Genomic DNA, 19,234 nt, shown 5'->3' with positions numbered 1-19,234 from the left:
TCGCAAGGCAATGGTGGACTCGGCCAATTCAGTGCCTATTCAGCGCCGCCGACGCTTGAACGGCGTGCTCGGGAACCATGAAAAAACTCGCTCACTCCAGCTTGATCGCGCTCGCCGTGGCCGGCGCACCGCTCGCCGCGCAGAGCGCGCCGGGCGGCTTCCGCCTGCCCACGCCCACGCCGACCGCGACCGACATCCAGGGCCCGGTCGATCCGGACCGGCCGATCCTGACGCGCCCGCGCGACAACACGCCCACCCCGACTCCGGTTCCAACGCCGACTCCGACCCCGGTGGCGACGCCCACTCCGCGACCGGTCGCATCGCCCACCACCAGCGCCTTGCCGCCGCGCGTCACCGCCACCGCTGCACCGACCGCGCAGCAGCCCGCAACGCTTCCCGGCACCGAGACGCCGCTGCCGGCTCCGACCAGTGCATCACCCCTCCCGCCAACCTTTCCGCTACCGACCGAGAGTGCAGCGGCGCCTGAAGTTACCGCACCGGCGGATGATGGGTGGATCGGCTGGGCGTCGATCCTGGGCGCACTCGCCATCGCGGGCGGAATCGGCACCGCGCTGTACTTGCGCCGCCGTCGCCGCGAAGATGAACCGCCGGCAGAGATCGAGCGGCCGCGCGTTGCGCCCGATCCGGAGCCGGCGCTGGTCGCCGAACCGCCGCTTGCCGCGACTGGCCCGCAGCTCAGGATCGAGGCACGCGCGCTGCGTATGGCGCGCAGCATGGTCTATGCCACGCTGAGCTACGAAGTGCTGGTGACCAATCGCGGCGGCCAGCCGCTGACCGACGTCAAGCTCGGAGCCGATCTCGTCACCGCCCACGCGCGCATTCCGACCGACCAGCAGCTCGCCGATCCGCTGCTGCCGCTGGCTCCGGTCAAGACGATCGCGCAGCTCGATCCGGGCCAGAGCGTCACCGTTGCGGGCGAACTCCGCCTGCCGGTGGCCGAGATTCGCCCGATTCCGCACGGCAAGGCCGTGGTCTATGTCCCGCTGCTGCGCGTGCGGGGAGAGGCCGAAGGCCTGATCCCCGTGGCGCGCACGTTCGTGGTCGGGGTGCCCGGGGGTGTGAACCAGCGGCTGCAGCCGTTCCGGCTCGACGAGATGCCGCAGACCTACCGCTCGGTCAGCCAGCACGCGCTCGATTGACCGTGTCGGCGCCGCGCGGCTAGGCTCGGCGGCGATGGACAGCCTGGTATCGACCAAGTGGCTCGCCGGCGAGCTGGGCGCGAGCGATCTCAAGGTCATCGACGCATCGGCGCACCTGCCGGCCAAGAACCGCGATCCGCGCGCGGAGTTCGCTGCGGCGCACATTCCCGGCGCGCTGTTTCTCGATCTGGGGAGCCTGAAGGATGCGGGCTCACCCGTTCCCAACGCGCTTCCCACCGCTGCGCAGTTCGCGGAGCGGATGGCAAAGCTCGGCATTGGTCGGGACGATCGGATCGTCATCTACGACGACAGCGATGTGAAAACCTCGTCGCGGGCGTGGTTCATCTTGCGCATGAACGGCCTGCGCAATGTTGCGCTGCTCGACGGCGGGATCGCGAAGTGGAAGGCCGAGGGACGACCGCTCGAAAGGGGCGAAGCCTTTGGGGAATCGATAGCGGCACAGGAAGCCCAGTCCGATTGGCGCAACGTGCGCAGCAAGACGGACGTGATCGCCAACGTCGACAGTCGAGCAGAGCAGGTCATCGATGCGCGCGACGCAGGCCGTTTCACCGGCGAGACCCCGGACACGATCCATAACCTGCCCGGTGGACACATCCCGGGCGCGCGCAACCTGTTCTTCGGCGATCTGTTCGCCGCCGACGGCACCTTCAAGTCCAAGGGCGACCTGCGCGCGGCTTTCGAGCGCGCGGGCGTCGACCTGTCGCGCCCGATCGTCACGAGCTGCGGCAGCGGCGTGACCGCGTCGGTCCTGCTGTTTGCCCTGCACCTGCTCGGCATCGACGACGCCGCGCTCTACGACGGGAGTTGGAGCGAATGGGGCGCCGACCCTGCAACCCCCAAGGAAACCGGGGTGGCGCGGTGAGCGACGGGCGTAAACCCGGCACCCGGCTGGTCGAGGCGGGCCGGCGCCCCGAATGGACCGGCCCCGTGGTCAACCCGCCGGTATGGCGCGCGAGCACGCATCTCTATGCCAACATGGCCGCGCTCGACGAGGGCAAGAAGCATAACGCCGACGGGCACTTCTTCTACGGCCGCCGCGGCGCACCGACGCAGTGGGCGCTAGCCGAGGCGCTGACCGAGCTCGGTCCGGGCGCGGCGGGGACGGTGCTCTACCCCAGCGGAGTGGCGGCAATCGCCGGGGCGCTGCTGGCGGTGCTTGCTCCGGGCGATGTCGTGCTGGTGACCGACAACGCCTACGAACCGACCCGGCTGATGGCGACCGGTCTTTTGAAGCGCATGGGGATCGAGGCACGCTTCTTCGATCCGCTCGACCACACGTCCTTCGAGCTGGCGTTCTGCGAGCGGACCCGCGCGGTCATGCTGGAGAACCCCGGCAGCCTGACGATGGAAGTGTGCGACGTGCCCGCGCTCGCCGCGATTGCGCGCGGTCAGGGCGCAACGGTGGTGCTCGACAACACCTGGGCCAGCCCGCTGGGCTTCCAGCCGTTCCAGCACGGCTGCGACATGGCGGTGATGAGCCTGACCAAGCACGTCGGTGGCCATTCGGACCTGATGATGGGCTCGGCCAGCGGCGGGGCGCGTTGGCACGCGCGGCTGCGCCAGACCGCGCAGAGCCTTGGCCAGGTCGTGTCGCCCGACGACGCCGCGCTCGCGCTGCGCGGCTTGAGGACGATGGGCGTGCGGCTCGAACGCAGCACCGCGAGCGCGCTCACCATCGCGCAATGGCTGGAGGGGCGCGAGGAGGTGGCGCGGGCGCTGTGCCCAATGCTACCGGGATCGCCGGGGCACGAGATCTGGCAGCGGGACTTCACTGGCGGCTGCGGCTTGCTGAGCTTCGTATTCGCAGGGCGGGACGATGCCGCGCGCGCGCGTTTCATCGACGCCCTCAACCTCTTCGGCATCGGCTATAGCTGGGGCGGGTTCGAGAGCCTGGTGACCCCATTCGATGCCGGCGAACTCCGCTCCGCCACTCCGTGGCCGCCCACGGGCTGGCCCGACGACGCGCGCCTCGGCGTCAGGCTGTCGATCGGGCTGGAAGACTCGTCCGACCTGATCGCCGACCTCGCCCAAGCCTTCGCCGCGATGGACGCGGCATGAGCGTGCCGGGGGAAAAGGAAGTCCGCGCCGCCGACGGGCTGAAGGACGTTGTCACCCAGAAGGGCGGGACCGCCGCCGGCGTAGTCGAGACGCTCGACCGGTGGGCGATCGATCTCGGCACCTGGCGGGTGTCGATCTGGGACGCGATCGTCTTCGTGTTCATCATCGTCGCGGTCTGGGCGGCGGCCTGGTTCATCAGCCGCACCGCGCGCCGCGTGCTCAGGCGAATGAAAGGGCTCGACACCACCCAGCGGCTGCTGGCGGAAAAGCTCGTCACCATCGCGGTGTGGGCGATCGCGATCATGGTCGGGATCGACATCCTCGGCATCGATCTCACCGCGCTCGCCGTTTTCTCGGGCGCGTTCGGGCTCGCGATCGGCTTCGGCCTGCAGAAGACCTTCGGCAATCTGATCGCGGGGATCATTCTGCTGATGGACCGCTCGATCAAGCCTGGCGACGTGATCGCGATCGCCGACGCCGGCGGCGTCGCCACGTTCGGCCAGATCCGCAAGATCGGCATCCGCGCGGTCTCGCTGACCACGCGGGACCAGAAGGAATACCTGATCCCGAACGAAAACCTGATGATCAATCAGGTCGAGAACTGGTCCTATTCCTCCAAGAACGTGCGCGTGCAGGTTCCGGTCGGCGTCGGGTATCGCTGCGACATCAAGCTGGCCGAGCAGCTCATGCTCGAGGCGGCCAAGGGCGCGCGCCGCGTGCTGACCACCCCACCGCCCGTGGTGTGGCTGGAGGCGCTCGGCGAGAACGCGATCCAGTTCAAGATCCACTGCTGGATCAACGATCCCGAAGAGGGCATCGGCAGCGTCCGTTCCGACGTGCTCAAGCGGCTGTGGGACCTGTTCCAGGCGAACGGCATCAGGGTCCCCTTCCCCCAACGCGACCTCAACCTGAAGGACAGCGAGCAATTGCGCGAGCTGATCGCTGCGATCGCCCAGCGGGACGACAAGCCGGAAGCCTAGCTTCGCGCACCGCTACAGTAGCTTTCAAAATGCAACCTTCCCGCGCTGACAGGCAATCTGGCTGGCGAGCGCGCGGGGCCGTGCCCAATCAAGCGGCATGGGAAAAACAGGGACAGTCTATCTCGTCGGAGCGGGCCCGGGCGATCCGGACCTGCTGACGCTGCGCGCCGCGCGCCTGCTCGAGCGCGCCGAGCTGGTGGTGCACGACGGCCTGGTCGACCGCGCGGTGCTGGCGCTCGCCAGTCCGCAGGCAGAGCTGATTTCGGTCGCCAAGAGCCGCGCCCGCCACACCTTGCCGCAGGACGCGATCAACGCGCTGCTGGTGCGCGAGGCGCTCGCTGGGCGCGATGTGGTACGGCTCAAGGGCGGCGATCCGCTGGTGTTCGGCCGCGGCGGCGAGGAAGCCGAGGCGTGCCGCGACGCGGGCGTGCCGGTCGAGATCGTCCCCGGCATCAGTGCAGCGAATGGCGCTGCGGCGGCCGCACAAATCCCGCTCACCCACCGCGACGCCTCGAGCGTGGTCAGCTTCGTCGCCGGGCAGTGCAAGGGCCTCAGCGAACAGGACTGGTCGGGCCTCGCCGGCAAGGGCCGCACGCTGGTGATCTACATGGGTGTGAAGACCGCCCCGCAAATCGCTGAAAAGCTTATGGCCGACGGCCTCGCGCCCGACATGCCGCTGGCGGTGATCGAAAACGCCGCGCGTCCCTCAATGCGCGTGCTGCGCGGACCTCTCGCCGCCCTGCCCGACCTTGTAGTGCAGCAGCGGGTAAAGAGCCCGGCGCTGATCGTCATCGGTGAAGTCACCTCGCGCGACGATGTCGCGGTCGCCCAGTTCGCGGAGATGGCGGCATGAGGATCATCACCGGCAACGACCTCAAGACCGGCGCGGTCACCTGGTGGACCGGCTATGACTGGTCGCTCCACGTCGAGGACGCGGTCGACGCGGGCGCCGATGCGGAGGCGGTCATGGCGCGCGAAGTCGCCACCTGCCGCGTCAACGGCCCCTACATCATCGACGGCGAGAAGACCGCCGACGGCGTGCGCCCCGCGCACATCAAGGACCGCATCCGCGCGTTGGGCCCGACCGTGCGGCCGGACCTGACGCTCAAGCCCGCCGACCCCGAAGCCCGCGAGTGGGTGATCTGACATGTACCGTTACGACAAATACGATCAGGCGATGGTCGACACCCGCGTCGAGGAATTCCGCGACCAGGTCCGCCGCCGGATCGAAGGCAAGATGGACGACGACCAGTTCAAGCCACTGCGGCTGAAGAACGGGCTCTACCTCCAGCTTCACGCCTACATGCTGCGCGTGGCTGTGCCTTACGGCACGCTCAACTCCGCGCAGATGCGCACGCTGGCGATGATCGCGCGCAAGTACGACCGCGGATACGGGCATTTCACCACCCGGCAGAACATCCAGTACAATTGGATCAAGCTGGCCGAGGCGCCCGACATCCTCGCCGATCTCGCCAAGGTCGAGATGCACGCGATCCAGACGAGCGGGGAATCGATCCGCAACATCAGCTCGGATCAATATGCCGGCGCTGCCGCCGACGAGCTGATCGACCCGCGCCCGTGGGCCGAGATGCTGCGGCAGATGACCACCTTCATGCCGGAATTCAGCTACCTGCCGCGCAAGTTCAAGATCGCCATCATCGCTTCGGCAGAGGATCGCATCGCGCTGCGCTGGCACGATTTCGCGCTGCGGATCGTGCAGAATACGGCCGGCGAGCTCGGCTTCGAGGTGTTCGCCGGCGGCGGAATGGGTCGCACGCCTTTTATCGCATACTGCATCCGCGAATTCCTGCCGACTACCCAGATTTTCAGCTACTTGCAGGCCGTTCTTCGCGTGTGGAATCGCCACGCGCGGCGCGACAACATCCACAAGCAGCGGATGAAGATCCTGGTCCACGACTTGGGGCAGGAGGAGTTCACTGCCCAAGTCGAGGAAGCGTTCGAGCACTTCCTGTCGCTCGGCGAGGACTTCCCGCCGGCCGAATACGACCGCATCGCCGCCTATTTCGCGCCGCCCGCGTTCGAGCAGGGCCTGAGCGACGAGATCGACCTTTCCGACCCCGCGTTCGCGCGGTGGGTCGAGCGGCAGGTCGTGGCGCACAAGGCGCCCGGTTACGCGATCGCCAACATCAGCTTGAAACCGGTCGGCGGCATCCCAGGCGATATCACCGCCGAGCAGATGGAGCTCGTCGCCGATCTCGCCGAACGGTTTAGCTTCGACGAATTGCGCTCGACCCACGCGCAGAACCTCGTCCTGCCGCATGTGAAGAAGGCAGACCTCTACACGGTGTGGCAGGCGCTGGTCTCGGCCGGGCTGGCCGATGCCAACCTCGATCTCATCAGCGACCTCATCGCCTGCCCGGGGCTCGACTATTGCAGCCTCGCCAATGCGCGCTCGATCCCGGTCGCGCAGAAGATCGCTGAGCGCTTCGCCGACCCCGCGCGGCAGGCCGACTTGGGCGAGCTCAAGATCAAGATTTCCGGTTGCATCAACGCCTGCGGCCACCACCACGCGGGCAACATCGGCATTCTGGGCGTCGACCGGAAGGGCAGCGAGAGCTACCAGCTGCTGCTCGGCGGGTCGGGCGACGAGGACACCACCCAGGCCAAGATCGCCGGCCCCGGCTTCGACGAGGACGGCATCGTCGACGCGGTCGAACGCGCGGTCGAACACTACCGCGCCGTTCGGTCGCCAAACGAGCGCTTCATCGACACCTACCGCCGCGTCGGAATGGATGGCTTCAAGGAGGCGATCTATGGCTGAGTCGGGCAACCCCACCCCCGCCGCGACCGAGCAGTTTTCCGCCGGCCTGCGCTTCCGCGACGATGTCGCCGCCGACGAACCTGCCGTTTCGCTCGACGCCTTCCTCGAGCAGGAAGAGGCGGACTCAGTGCGCATCGAGGCAGGTGAGGACGTCACCGTCCTGTTCCCGCACCTGTCGCGCGTGCGGCTGATCGAGGTCGACTTCCCCAAGTTCCGCGACGGCCGCGGCTTCTCGACCGCGCGGATGTTGCGCGAGGCGGGCTACACCGGTGAGATCAAGGCGACCGGCGACGTGCTGGTGGACCTCATCTTCTTCATGCGCCGATGCGGGTTCGACAGCTTCGCGCCCGACAAGCCGATCGACCCTTCCGATGCCGAAGCAGCATTGACCCGGTGGGACAATGTCTACGTCCCCGCCGCCGACGATCGGGTGCCGATCTGGAAGCTGCGGCATGGCTGATATGGGCCTCGCCCGAGTGCGCGACCGGATCGACACCGGTCCGCGCTTCACCGATGCGGACGCCATCCGCCTCAACCGCATGTTCCGCGGCGCGGACACGGCTGCGGTACTCGAGGCGGTCCTCAAGGATCGCATCGCTGGCGAGGTTGCTGTGGTCTCCAGCTTCGGGGCCGAGAGCGTCGTACTGCTACACCTCATCGCCCAAGTTGCGCCCGACACGCCGGTGCTCTTCCTCGATACCGGCAAACATTTTCCCGAGACGCTCGCCTACCGCGACGAAGTGGTCGCGCGCCTTGGCCTGACCAACCTGCAGATCCTCACGCCCGACCCGGCCGACCTCGCCGCGCGCGACGAGAGCGGCCTTCGCTGGTCCTACGATCCCGATGGCTGCTGCGAGATCCGCAAGGTTCGCCCACTCGAAAAAGCCCTTAGCCGGTTCGACGCCTCGATCACCGGCCGCAAGGCGTTCCAGTCGAGCACCCGCGCCAACCTGCCCCGGTTCGAGGTCGACTCCAGCGATGCGCAGGGCCGCCTCAAGATCAATCCGCTGATCGACTGGCAGGCCGCCGACCTCGCCGCCTACATCGCCGAGCACGATCTGCCGGTGCATCCGCTGATCGCGGACGGCTACCCATCGATCGGGTGCTCGCCGTGCACCAGCAAGGTCGCGGACGGCGAGGACGCGCGCTCAGGCCGCTGGAAGGGATGGGACAAGACCGAGTGCGGCATCCACTCGCCCGTCCAGCTCGGCCCCGACGGCGAGCTGCCGCCGGGGTACGAACCGTTCCTCTAGGTCAGGCTTCGACGCGAACGACCGTCGCGGTCTTCCCGTCCGGGCTGGTGGTCTTCCACACGCCCTTGTCGTCGACCGCCTCGGTGTTGCAGATCTCCTTCGAACCGGCCTTGTCGTTGGTGTAGCAGAAGGTCCCGGGCGACTTCTGCGTCCAGGTGCCGGTCTCGACCACCTTTCCGTCCAGCGTGTCGGCGTACTTGCCGTCGGCGGTCAGTTCCTCGTTGATCACCTTGCCATCCGAAGTCGTGATGGTGAACTTGCCGACCGGCGACTTGCCGTCAGCGGCCATCACTTCGGCGGGGGTCGCGGCGGCGGCCGGAGTGGCTTCGGGTGCGGGCGCCGGCGCTTCCTTCGAACAAGCGCCGAGTGCGGCCAGTGCGGCCACGAGCATGATTTTCTTCATGAATTTCCCCTTATCCAGATGATCGGGCGGCCGTTCCCGCCAACACGACTCGCGATCCTGTCGCGAGGCTACGCTCCCCGCGGGGAAAACGCCAAGGCGCTTACAGCCAGCCCTTGTCGCGATACCAGCGCGCGGTCGCCTTAAGCCCGTCGCGGGTGGGGATGCGTGGACGCCAGACGTCGCCGGGCAGAGCGAACTCAGGGCGTGCGAGCCAGTCGGGATGGCACATGTAGCCGACGCGATCCGCGGTGAGCCTTGCGCGCTTGCGGCGCACCAGCCGGTCGGCCTTGGCAGCGCCCGTGAGCAGGCGGGGCGAGAGATGCACCACCCACGGTCGCCGGCCCACGGCCCAGCCGATCACCCGCGCCAGCTCGCGGTGCGTCCAGCCGCCCTTGTGTCCGTCGTCGGGCTCGAACATTTGGTGCGTGATGCTCTCCCCGGTCGGCACGAGTGCCACCAGTAGTTCGGCGAGGTCCTGCACGTGGATCAGCGAGCTGCGCCCCGGCGGCGGCACCGGCACCACCCCGCGCTTCGCCAGCTTGAACATTTCGAGGTAATCGACGTCCCATGGGCCATAGACCCCCGGCGGACGGACGATCGTCCAGTCGAGCCCGCTCGCCCGCACCAACCGTTCGGCGCGTTCTTTCGAAGCGCCGTAGGCCGACAGCTGCGGCTCGCGCGCCGAGAGCGAGGACACATGCACGAAGCGCGGCACGCCGGCCTTGGCCGCCGCCTCGACCACCGCCAGCGTGCCGGCGACGTTGGCCGCCTCGAACTCCGCCGGCTCGCGCGCGGTAGTGAGGCCGGCGACATGGATCACCGCCTCCGCGCCCTGCACCAGCCGGGCAAGCGCAGCGCGGTCGGCAAGATCGCCCTGCACCCACTCCACGCCGCTAGATCCTTCGGGCACCTTCCGCGTCAATGCCCGCACCGCGTAGCCCGCGCGTTCAAGTGCAGCGAGTGTCGCCTTGCCAACGAAGCCGGTGGCTCCGGTCAGTGCGACGAGCGGCTTAGTCACAGCAGCACCATGTGGTCGCGGTGCACCACTGCCGCGCGAGGGGCGTAACCGAGCAGCTCAGCCTGGTCGCCCGCTTTGCGCCCGGCGATCGCGCGGCATTCGGCGGCGGAATATTCGATCAGGCCCTGCGCCAAGCGGTCGCCCTTGGCGCCGTGGATCGTGACGAGATCGCCGCGCGCGAATTCGCCATCGACTGCGATAACCCCCGCGGCCAGAAGGCTCGATCCGCCTCCTAGCGCGGCTGCGCAGCCCTCGTCCACCGTCAGCACACCCGCGGGCGCGATCCGGCCGCCGAGCCACGCCTTGCGCCCGCCGTCGCGTCGTTGGGCATGGAACAGGGTGCCGCGATCCTGCGCGAGCGCTCGCGACAGCGGCCGGTCGTGGGTGCCGTTGACGATCGCCAGCGCGATTCCTGCGCGGCCCGCGATTTCGGCAGCTTGCAGCTTGGACACCATTCCGCCCGAGCCCATGCCGGAGCCCGAGCCGGCACCGGCCATGGCGCGCACTGTCTCGTCCACCCCGCTGACCTCGCGCACCAGCTCGGCGGCTGGATCGCGTGGATCGCGGTCGAACAGGCCGTCGACGTCGCTCAGCAGTATGACCGCGTCAGCGCCCGCCGCCTGCGCCACGCGCGCGGCGAGGCGGTCGTTATCCCCGAAGCGAATTTCCGCAGTCGCGACACTGTCGTTCTCGTTCACAACCGGCACCGCGCCCTGCTCGAGCAACCGGGCCAGCGTCGAAGAGGCGTTCAGATAGCGGCGGCGGTCCTCGAGATCGTCGAGCGTGAGCAACAGTTGTGCCGCGGTCAGAACGTGCGCGCCAAGCAACTCTGCCCATACTGCGGACAACGCAATCTGCCCGACGGCAGCCGCTGCTTGCGCGTCGGCAAGACTGGCGCGGCCACCTTGCGCCAGTCCCAGCCGCGCCGCGCCCAGCGCGATCGCGCCCGAGCTGACCACGACGACCTGCTGTCCTCGGCCGCGCGCCTCGGCAATCTCGGCCGCAAGGCCTTCGAGCCAAGCACGCCGCACAATACCGCCGCGGTCGACGAGTAGCGCCGAGCCCACTTTGAGCACGAGCCGGGGGCACGCGGCGGCATCGCCGAACTGGGAGATCGCGGCAATCGACATCGCCGCGCGCTTAGCCGAGCAGGCGGCCCCCGTCACCTGTTGGACGGAGCCTAGATCGGCGACCAGTCGCCGCCCTCGGCGGGTGCGTCCTCGACCTCGCTGCCCTTGGTTTCGGTCGCGGTGCGATCGGGCAGGTAGCCAAGCACTGCATCGAGCAACCCGGGAATGCCCTCGCCGGTCGCGCCCGAGATCGGGAACACCTGGTCCGCGCCCGCCGCGCGCAGTTCCTTCGCGAAGTCCTCCGCCAGCTCGGCGTCGGCGAGATCGATCTTGTTGAGCGCCACCAGGCGCGGCTTGTCGTCGAGGCCCTCGCCGTACGCGGCAAGTTCCTCCTCGACGATGCGCATCGCTTCGACCGGATCGACGCCGCCGATGTCGATCAGGTGGATCAGCACCCGGCAGCGCTCGATGTGGCCGAGGAAGCGGTCGCCAATCCCCGCGCCGTCCGCGGCGCCCTCGATCAGTCCGGGAATGTCGGCCAGCACGAACTCTCGATTGCGGTGCCGCACCACCCCGAGCTTGGGGACCAGCGTGGTGAAGGCATACGCGCCGACCTTGGCCTGCGCGTTCGAGACCTGATTGATGAAGGTGCTCTTGCCGGCATTCGGCAGTCCCACGAGGCCTGCATCGGCAAGCAGCTTGAGCCGCAGCCAGACCCACATCTCTTCGGCCGGGATGCCGGGCTGGTGCTGGCGCGGCGCGCGGTTGGTGCTGGTCTTGTAGCTGGCGTTGCCGCGCCCGCCCATGCCGCCTTCGAGCAGCACGACGCGCTGGCCGACCTCGGTGAAATCGGCGAGCACTTCCTCGCGGTCGTCGGAGATGATCTGCGTGCCCACCGGCACCTCGATCACCAAGTCGGGGGCGGAGGCACCGGTGCGATCCTTGCCCATCCCGTGCCCGCCGCGCTGCGCCTTGAAATGCTGGGTGTAGCGGAAGTCGATCAACGTATTGAGCCCGGCCACCGCGACGAACACGACATCGCCGCCCTTCCCGCCATTGCCGCCGTCAGGCCCGCCATATTCAACATACTTTTCGCGCCGGAAGCTGACGGCACCAGGCCCGCCCGCGCCGGACTTCACGAAGATCTTGGCCTGATCGAGGAAATGCATCGCGCCGCGCTACGCGTTTAGCCCAGACGTTGGAACCCTTGGCGGTGCCAGCCGCCTGCGAATAAGTTCAGCCCAGCCGGGATGGATATTTGACGCGGGCATGCGGTCCCGCAATGGTCGCGCCGCATTTCGCCGAAGGATTATCCGTTGCTGCCTGGTCGCTCGCGTCCCCTGTTCGTGATGGGAATGCATGGCAGCGGGACCACGATGGTCGCGAAGGCGCTGCATGACGCAGTTGCCTCGGCCGACGTGGCGCTCGATCGCCAGCAGGAGCCGGAGCTGGCGAGCGGCATAAACGAGGCCCTGCTCCGGCACGCCGGCGGCAGTTGGTGGCAGCCCCCTTCGCAAGACGCGCTCGAGGCCGTGCTCACAGGCGTGCTGTCCGAGGTGCGAGCCAGCGACATCCAGCGCCAGGTCACCGGCAAGCCCGACGCGAGGCCGCTGCGCGAACGGCTGCTTCATCCCCGGCCCTGGGTGCTGGAGGACCCGCGCCTGTGCCTCACCCTGCCGTGGTGGAGAAGCCGTTTCCCGCGCGCGCGAGTGCTTTGGATACAGCGGGATCGTGATGCAATCGTCGAGAGCTTGCTGCATCGCCCGGAGGTGGACGACGAAGCGATGAACGAGCTGACCGCGTCTACCGCGCATGCGCTCGTCGAGCGATACGATGAAGCCGCCATCCGTTCGGTGAAGGTGACCGGCGCGCCTTTCCTTCCGGTGCGCTACGAAGCGCTCACCTCGGTCGATGAAGAAGAACGGCGTGCCGCGTGGACTGCAGTCTATGAGTACGCCGGTGTCGAGCGCGGCAAGCCGGATGGGTTTGATCCAAGGGACCGCGCCGCCGAGCTCGCTGGAGGTGACGGTCGTAAGGGCGAACTCGGCGCCTCTCTGCCGCCGGCAGCCGATGGACCGCTGGTGAGCGTGATCGTCCCCAACTACAACCACGCGCCCTATCTCGACGCCCGGATCCGCTCGATTGTCGATCAAACCTACAAGAATGTCGAAATCCTGCTGATGGACGACTGTTCGCCAGACAACAGCCGCGAAGTCCTCAAGAGCTGGGCAGCGAGAGACGACCGCGTGACGCTCCTCTTCAACGACGCCAACTCGGGCAGTCCATTCCACCAGTGGCAGAAGGGCGCACGCTGGGCGCAGGGAAAATACCTTTGGATCGCCGAGAGCGACGATGTCGCCGAGCTCGACATGCTGGCGACACACGTGGCGGCCCTCGAGAGCAACGAGCGCGCGGTCCTCGCCTATAGCCAGAGCGAGATTATCGACGAAGAGGGCCAGCCGGTTTCCAGCTGGAACGAGCAATATCGCGTGATCTTCGGCAGCACCGTGCATTGGGAATCGCGCTTCACCGCGCAAGGCAAGGATGAAGTCGCGAACCGCATCGTGTTTTCGAACACAATCCCCAATGCCAGCGGTGTCCTGTTTCGCAAATCCGCCTTCGACGAGGCGGGGGTTCCAGAGACGACGTGGAAGCTCAACGGGGACTGGCTGTTCTACGCTCGCTTGTTGCAGCTGGGCGAGGTCGAATTCTTCCCCGAAGCGCGTAACAAGTTCCGCCTCCATCGGCAAACGCAGCGCATGCGCTCCACCAAGGCGATGGCCACCTTCTTCGAGGTGCTCGCGCTCCTGAAGATTTTCGAGACCGAGCAGTGGGCCGACAGTAAGATGGTACAGGCCGCCCGCAGAGAGGTGTCGGGCTGGTGGGCACGCTCGATGTTCCATGCGCCGCCGACCACGGGAAACCTCAAGGCGAACGCGAAACTCTACCGGGAATTCGCGCGGTACAATCCGCGCATCAATCGGATGATCCTGAGAGTTCTGCTGAGCAAGGCCTGGCGCTTCGCCAAGCGAAGCGTCGGCATTCCGTCAGCTCCCTTCTCTGCGGGAAGCTGACGCCGACCTTGCCGCGGCAGATATCGGGAACTGGATGGTGGAGCCGAGGGGGATCGAACCCCTGACCTCGTCATTGCGAACGACGCGCTCTCCCAGCTGAGCTACGGCCCCGTTCCAGTTCCAACTCGCCGGTCGCCCGGCGAAGAGCGCGGCCCTTAGCGAACCGATACCGGCAAGAAAAGCCCTTTGTGCGGGCCTTTCACTATGGCTTGCGCGGAGTCTGCGGCACCGGCTGCACGACCGGTACGCCCTGTTCCTGCGGCGGCAGCGTGATCACCGGAATCGAAGCGCCGGTTTCCGGATCGGTCACCGCTCCCGCGACCGTCACCGGCTGGGTGGTGGTCGTTGCCGGATCGCTGACGCCCGCTTGGGGAACTGCCGCCAGCCGCGCCTGCTGCACCGCGACGTAGCCCGGCTGCGACGCGCCGTAGCGGGCACCGTATTGCGCGTCCCACGCCGCGGAATCGCGCTGGTACTGCTCGTACTGGTTGAAGAAGTTCTCGAACGGCATTTCGAACTGGACGAAGTTCGCCGCCGCCAGCGCTGCCGCGTCCGGCTTCGCCATCGCTGACTGCGCCAGCGCAACGTTGCGCGCCGCTGCGCAGAACTCTGCCCGGGCGGGGGGCAATGCGAAGTAGTTGTAGACGATCGTCATCAGCCGCTCGCGCGCGGCGATGCCTTCGTTACGGCTCGAATACCCCTTCTGGTACGTCTTCTCGATCCGCTGGTTGGTGGCCGCCAGGGTCTTGGCGTTCCCGGTCAAGAACGCCTTGTATCCGTCCAGGATGGGCTGGTCTTCCGGCCCGATGCAATTGAGCGCCGCCACGTTCCACGCTGAGCGGAAATACCACAGCCGCTGGTCGTCGGTCAGGCCCTTGAGCACGGTCTGGCGCTGCCCGGCAGCGTCGCGGCCCGGGATGTTCATGATGTAGGTCGCGCCCGACGGCGGCAGCGGGCGGTAGGGAATGACTTCAACCGGGGGCGGCGGAGGCGGCGGAGGAGGCGGTGGCGGCGGCGTGGTCTTGCACGCGCCCAGCGCGGCCAATCCCACCGCGAGAGTGATCAATCGAATGGGTGCGGAATTGATCGGATGCATGCGGCGCGGCCCTCCTAGCCCGCATAGGTGATGACAGCCCGCGCCTTTCGCGCGGCTGAAGGATACGGGCCCTAACGGCTTAATCGGGCAAAGAAAATGCCCGGGGTGCGGTGGGCACCCCGGGCACGATGAAGCGATTCTCAGTTGCGATCAGTTGCGGTTGCCCATGAAGCTCAACAGGAACTGGAACATGTTGATGAAGTCCAGGTACAGGCTGAGCGCGCCGAGGATCACCACCTTGCCGACCGGGAAGGCAGCCGCGGCCTGCGGATTGGCCGCGGTCATCTGCTGAATGGCGACATACTCGTTTTTGAGCCGCTGCGTGTCGTAGGCCGTCAGACCCGCGAAAAGCAGAACGCCGATGAAGCTGATCGCGAGGCTCAAACCCGGCATCGGGAAGAACATGTTGATCAGCGTCGCGACAACCAGGCCCACCACGCCCATGATCAGGAACGTGCCGAAGCCCGACAGGTCCTTATTGGTCGTGTAGCCGAACAGGCTAAGCCCGGCGAACGCGGCGGCGGTGGCGAAGAACGCGGTTGCGACCGAGCTGCCGGTATAGACCAGCAGGACCGTCGACAGCGACAGGCCCATCAGGACCGCGAAACCCCAGAACATCGCCTGCAGCGCGCCGGTCGAGAATTTGCGCTGGCCGAAGCTCATCGCCATCACGATCGCGAGCGGCGACAGGATGATGATCCAGGCGAGGATGCCGCCGTTGACGAACACCTGAGCAGCCGGGGATTCGGCCCCGCCGCGCGAAAACAGCAGCGCGACGATGCCGGTAAGCAGCACGCCGCTGGTCATGTAGTTGTAGATCGACAGCATGTGCTTGCGCAGCCCTGCGTCGAATACGACCTGCCCGCCGGTACGCGGAACCGAGCCGAAGCCGGTCGCCGTCGGGCGGGGATCGTTGTAATCAGCCATCACAATCTCCATTCCGGCGCCGAGCGACGACAAGCCGGTATGAGCAATATCGGGGGTTTACGCCGGTTGTTCAAGGAAAACCGGTCCCGGCGCGATTAACCCTGATCGCGCGCCGCCTGGGCCATTTCGCGGCCCCGATCGCGCGCCGCGCGCAAGGTTTCGGTGACGAGGCGGACCAGCGCCTGATCCTCGTCGAGCACGTCTAGGCCCTTCTGGGTCATTCCGCCGGGGCTGGCGACCTGCCGCGCCAGCTCCGCCGGCGAATGCGGCGAGGCGGAGGCAAGCGCGGCGGCACCCTCCACCACCTGCACCGCGAGGCGTTGCGCCTGCGCTGCTTCGAGCCCGAGACGGGTCGCGCCCACAGTCAGTGCGTCGATGAAGCGGAAGAGGAACCCCGGCCCCGAACCGGCGAGCGCGGCGATCAGCTCGAACTGGCTCTCGTCGGCGAGCCATTCGGCGCTGCCCAGCATGGCCGCCAAGGCGGTGATCCTTTGCCTCTGCTCGTCGTCTAGATCCTGGGCGACCAGCGCTACCGGCGACTTGCCGAGCGCGGCGGCGAGGTTGGGCATCAGCCGCACCACCGCGGAGGCGCGCGGGAAGTGCCGGGTGAGACTCTCGACCTCGATCCCAGCTAGGACCGACACGAGGACCGTGCCGGGGCCGACCACCGGTTCGATGCCCGGCGCGGCTTCGGCGAGCTTCTGCGGCTTCATCCCCAACAACACGAGCTCGAACTCGCCCACCGGCACACCCGTGACGAAGCGCATCCCATCGGGCACCGCCTTGGGATTGGGCCCGCACGCGGTCATCGCCGACGGCGGCACGCCCGCACGCAGCCAGCCTTCGACCATCGCGCCGGTCATCGCGCCGTAGCCGGCGATGAGAATGCGGTTAGCTCGCTCCATCCGCGCCAGCCTTACGGCCCGCGCCGCGCGTGCGCTAGGCCTCGCCCGCGGCGTCGACCATCGCGCTGGCGAGCGCGTCCTTGGGACTCTTGTCGCCCCACAGCACGAACTGGAACGCGGGATAGAAGCGGTCGCACTCGTCGACCGCGGTTTCCACCAGTCCCTGCGCTTGGCTCAGGCTAAGCAGGCCCTCGTCGCCGAGCAGCAGGCCGTGGCGATAGACCAGCACCCCACCCTGCGACCAGACGTCGAAGTGGCCGAGCCAGAGTTGTTCGTTGACCAGCGCCAGCAGTTCGTGCGCCGCGCGCCGCTTGCCGTCGGTCACGCGGATATCGGGCAGGCACAGCAATTGAAGGACATTGTCCTCGGTCCGCCAGATCGCGCGCAGCTGATAGTTCGCCCACGCGCCCTGCACCTCGCCCGAAATCTCCTCGGCGGAGACGATCTCGTGGGTCCAGCCGCGCGCTTCGAACAGCGCCGCGAGCATGTCGACCGGGGCGGCATCTTCGGCCGCACGGGCATAATCTTCGTGCTCGGTTCTCATCGCTGCGGTCCCGTCATTCTCATTGACCGGGTGATTGGAGGGTGGGCGAAAGCGGCGCAATCGAAGCGTGGTTAACGGTTGGGGACAACGCGATAACCCTGTTCACAGCCTGTGCAAAAGCGGTGGACCTACTTGAGCGGGGCGACCTCTTCGCCCGCGTCGCTCGTGAAGGTGAACGCGTCGATCCCGGCCTTCTTGAGGTCGGCAACGAACTTGTTCGCCTCCTTCGCCGAATCGAACGGGCCGGTCACCAGCCGCCGCGTTTCGCCCCACTTGGCGGTGTAGGCATCGCGCTTGCCGAGCAGCGCGGGTGCCTTCTTGCCGTACTTGCGCCAGTCGAAGGCGAGCGCCTTCACGTCCTTGCCGGTCGCGACCTGCACCCACATGCGGCTCGGCACCTTGGGCTTGGGGGGCGGTGGCGGCGGAGCCTTTGGTTTGGCGACCGGAGGCGGAGGCGGCTCGGCCACTTCGCGCTTGGGCTTGATCGCGGTGATGTCGACCGCGCCCGCCGCCGGCGCGCGCGCGCCGCTGGCGTTGGTGAGATCGGCGAAGGCATCGGCCACGCTCACGTCCGCGTCCGGAGTCGGCGTGGGGACGATCACGACCGGTGGCGCAGCCTGGACCTCAGGGAGCGAGATCGAAGGCGCGGCGATCGACGGCGGCAATTGCGCGACCACCACCGGCTGCTGCTGCATAGGTAGCTGGGTCGCCGGCGCACTCGGCGGCGACGGGGGTGGTGGCGGCGGAGGAGGTGGCGGCGCGGGCAGCGTCACTTGCTGCACGACTGCCGGTGGTGGCGATGGCGGCGGCGCAGCGGGCCGCACAGCCTGCGTCGGCGGCAGTTCTGCGCGCGCAATCGTTACCGGCGGTTTCTTCGCGGCGGCGAGCGCGGCCTTGCGCTGCTGTTCGGCCACTGCGGCGAGGCGCTTCTCCTCCTCACGCTGGCGCTTGCGGTCGGCAGCCGTCGGCTTGCGCGGCGTAGCCGCTTGCGCCTTGGGTCCGAGCGGCTGGCCTGCGGGTGCGAGGCGGTCCGCGCTGCCGAGCGGCACGGCGCTGCCGGCACCGGCGTACTGCGCGAAGCGCGGATCATCGCGCCCGATCTGCGCCGCGCGCGGAAACGCGCCGAGGTTCCCCGCCGCTGCTTGTTGTGCGCGGGTGAGCTTGGGCATGTAGCTGAGGTAAGGCGTGATCCGGCTGGCGAGATCGCGCGGCATGACGGCTTCGACGATCGACACCGCCTCGTCCTGCTGGCCGAGTATCGCCAGACCGAAGGCGCGCGCGCGGTAGGCGGCGAAATCGCGCCGCTGGAGCAGCGGCAGCAGCGTCGCCTCGAACCCCTTCTTGTCGCCCGAGATCGCCTGGCTTAGACCGAGCCGCCGGCTGATCTCCGCGTCCGGCCCCTGGGTCAGCGCGAGCCGGTATTGCGCCTGTGCGGAGGCGTTGTCGCCGACCAGGTCGAACGCGAGGCCGCGGTCGGCGGCCAGCGTAACCGGCGCCGCGCCTGCGGCCTGCGCCTGGTCGAACAGCTGCAGCGCCTCGATCGGCCGGTCGGACTTGAGGTTGGCGCTGGCAAGACCCGCCTTGACCCGCGCATCGCCCGGCCGGACCGCGTCGGCGCGACCAAAGAATCCGGTCGCCGCATCGACATCGCCCATCGCCAGCGAGGCACGCCCGGCGGCGATCAGCGCATCGAAATCGGCGGGACTACGCGCGAGCCGCTGCAAGGCTTCGCTGAGATCAGCGGAGGCCGGCGGCGGCAGCGGCTGCACCACCGCATAACTTTGTGCTGAGGCCGCTCCACCCAGCACCCACGGCAATGCCACCAGCAGCGGCGCGGCGGCGCGGGACAGGGCGGAGATCTTGCGGACGGCCATATCTCTTAACGCACTACCGGCACGCGGCTGAACCCCTGCGGAACGGCAGGCGAGCCTGCCGTCGCATTA

At 67.9% G+C, this 19,234-nt stretch carries 19 protein-coding genes and 1 tRNA gene; 10 read left to right on the top strand and 10 right to left on the bottom strand.

Annotated elements, in window-relative coordinates:
- Positions 1-77: 77 nt before the first annotated feature.
- From ELY12_RS05335 to ELY12_RS05295, 9 genes are all read left to right on the top strand, one after another.
- Complete coding sequence (locus tag ELY12_RS05335; RefSeq protein WP_126175664.1) at positions 78-1,160, top strand: hypothetical protein; 1,083 nt, start codon at positions 78-80, stop codon at positions 1,158-1,160.
- Between the two features lie 34 nt (positions 1,161-1,194).
- Positions 1,195-2,043, top strand: a complete 849-nt coding sequence (sseA, locus tag ELY12_RS05330) for a 3-mercaptopyruvate sulfurtransferase (protein WP_126175663.1) — start codon at positions 1,195-1,197, stop codon at positions 2,041-2,043.
- Positions 1,995-3,239, top strand: a complete 1,245-nt coding sequence (gene metC, locus ELY12_RS05325; protein ID WP_126175662.1) for a cystathionine beta-lyase — start codon at positions 1,995-1,997, stop codon at positions 3,237-3,239. The genes sseA and metC overlap by 49 nt, the downstream gene beginning before the upstream one ends.
- The gene (locus tag ELY12_RS05320) at positions 3,236-4,219 is read left to right on the top strand and encodes a mechanosensitive ion channel family protein (protein ID WP_126175661.1); all 984 of its coding nucleotides are present in this window, start codon (positions 3,236-3,238) and stop codon (positions 4,217-4,219) included. Before metC ends, ELY12_RS05320 begins: the two co-directional genes overlap by 4 nt.
- Positions 4,220-4,316: 97 nt before the next feature.
- The gene (gene cobA, locus ELY12_RS05315) at positions 4,317-5,072 is read left to right on the top strand and encodes a uroporphyrinogen-III C-methyltransferase (RefSeq protein WP_126175660.1); all 756 of its coding nucleotides are present in this window, start codon (positions 4,317-4,319) and stop codon (positions 5,070-5,072) included.
- On the top strand, positions 5,069-5,365 hold the full coding sequence (locus tag ELY12_RS05310; RefSeq protein ID WP_126175659.1) for a DUF2849 domain-containing protein: 297 nt from the start codon (positions 5,069-5,071) through the stop codon (positions 5,363-5,365). The genes cobA and ELY12_RS05310 overlap by 4 nt, the downstream gene beginning before the upstream one ends.
- A gap of 1 nt (position 5,366) precedes the next feature.
- Positions 5,367-7,001 (top strand): nitrite/sulfite reductase, encoded by a 1,635-nt coding sequence (locus ELY12_RS05305; RefSeq protein ID WP_126175658.1) that lies wholly within the window; start codon positions 5,367-5,369, stop codon positions 6,999-7,001.
- Positions 6,994-7,461 carry a DUF934 domain-containing protein gene (locus ELY12_RS05300; RefSeq protein WP_126175657.1) on the top strand — a complete coding sequence of 156 codons (468 nt, stop codon included), beginning with the start codon at positions 6,994-6,996 and terminating at the stop codon, positions 7,459-7,461. The genes ELY12_RS05305 and ELY12_RS05300 overlap by 8 nt, the downstream gene beginning before the upstream one ends.
- Positions 7,454-8,254 carry a phosphoadenylyl-sulfate reductase gene (locus tag ELY12_RS05295; protein ID WP_126175656.1) on the top strand — a complete coding sequence of 267 codons (801 nt, stop codon included), beginning with the start codon at positions 7,454-7,456 and terminating at the stop codon, positions 8,252-8,254. Before ELY12_RS05300 ends, ELY12_RS05295 begins: the two co-directional genes overlap by 8 nt.
- 1 nt (position 8,255) lies before the next feature.
- Here the strand turns inward: ELY12_RS05295 and ELY12_RS05290 are convergent, their stop codons facing one another.
- From ELY12_RS05290 to obgE, 4 genes are all read right to left on the bottom strand, one after another.
- Positions 8,256-8,657, bottom strand: coding sequence for a hypothetical protein (locus ELY12_RS05290; protein ID WP_126175655.1), 402 nt, complete (start codon positions 8,655-8,657; stop codon positions 8,256-8,258).
- 100 nt (positions 8,658-8,757) lie between these two features.
- Positions 8,758-9,675 (bottom strand): NAD-dependent epimerase/dehydratase family protein, encoded by a 918-nt coding sequence (locus tag ELY12_RS05285; protein ID WP_126175654.1) that lies wholly within the window; start codon positions 9,673-9,675, stop codon positions 8,758-8,760.
- A complete protein-coding gene (proB, locus tag ELY12_RS05280) occupies positions 9,672-10,805 on the bottom strand; it encodes a glutamate 5-kinase (protein ID WP_126175653.1) in 1,134 nt (377 codons plus the stop codon). Before proB ends, ELY12_RS05285 begins: the two co-directional genes overlap by 4 nt.
- A gap of 50 nt (positions 10,806-10,855) precedes the next feature.
- Positions 10,856-11,914 carry a GTPase ObgE gene (gene obgE / locus ELY12_RS05275; protein WP_126175652.1) on the bottom strand — a complete coding sequence of 353 codons (1,059 nt, stop codon included), beginning with the start codon at positions 11,912-11,914 and terminating at the stop codon, positions 10,856-10,858.
- A gap of 180 nt (positions 11,915-12,094) precedes the next feature.
- On the opposite strand from obgE, the gene ELY12_RS05270 reads away from it, so the two are divergent.
- Entirely contained in the window at positions 12,095-13,819 is a 1,725-nt protein-coding gene (locus ELY12_RS05270; protein WP_277600239.1) for a glycosyltransferase family 2 protein, read from the top strand.
- 35 nt (positions 13,820-13,854) lie between these two features.
- Here ELY12_RS05270 and ELY12_RS05265 read toward each other — a convergent pair.
- The 6 genes from ELY12_RS05265 to ELY12_RS05240 form a co-directional block, all read right to left on the bottom strand.
- Positions 13,855-13,930 (bottom strand) — tRNA-Ala (locus tag ELY12_RS05265).
- 91 nt (positions 13,931-14,021) lie between these two features.
- Positions 14,022-14,915, bottom strand: a complete 894-nt coding sequence (locus tag ELY12_RS05260) for a hypothetical protein (protein WP_126175650.1) — start codon at positions 14,913-14,915, stop codon at positions 14,022-14,024.
- A 150-nt stretch (positions 14,916-15,065) separates the two neighbouring features.
- The gene (locus tag ELY12_RS05255) at positions 15,066-15,842 is read right to left on the bottom strand and encodes a Bax inhibitor-1/YccA family protein (protein ID WP_126175649.1); all 777 of its coding nucleotides are present in this window, start codon (positions 15,840-15,842) and stop codon (positions 15,066-15,068) included.
- A 95-nt stretch (positions 15,843-15,937) separates the two neighbouring features.
- Positions 15,938-16,747, bottom strand: a complete 810-nt coding sequence (locus tag ELY12_RS05250; protein WP_126175648.1) for a pyrroline-5-carboxylate reductase family protein — start codon at positions 16,745-16,747, stop codon at positions 15,938-15,940.
- 34 nt (positions 16,748-16,781) lie between these two features.
- Positions 16,782-17,291, bottom strand: a complete 510-nt coding sequence (locus ELY12_RS05245) for a type III secretion system chaperone family protein (protein ID WP_126175647.1) — start codon at positions 17,289-17,291, stop codon at positions 16,782-16,784.
- Between the two features lie 128 nt (positions 17,292-17,419).
- Positions 17,420-19,165, bottom strand: coding sequence for a tetratricopeptide repeat protein (locus tag ELY12_RS05240; RefSeq protein ID WP_126175646.1), 1,746 nt, complete (start codon positions 19,163-19,165; stop codon positions 17,420-17,422).
- Positions 19,166-19,234 lie beyond the last annotated feature (69 nt).

The organism is Tsuneonella rigui, from assembly GCF_003958625.1.
Classification (GTDB): Bacteria; Pseudomonadota; Alphaproteobacteria; order Sphingomonadales; family Sphingomonadaceae; genus Tsuneonella; species Tsuneonella rigui.
The sequence above is the reverse complement of the archived record's forward strand: the minus strand, read 5'-3'. Positions and strand labels throughout refer to the sequence as shown.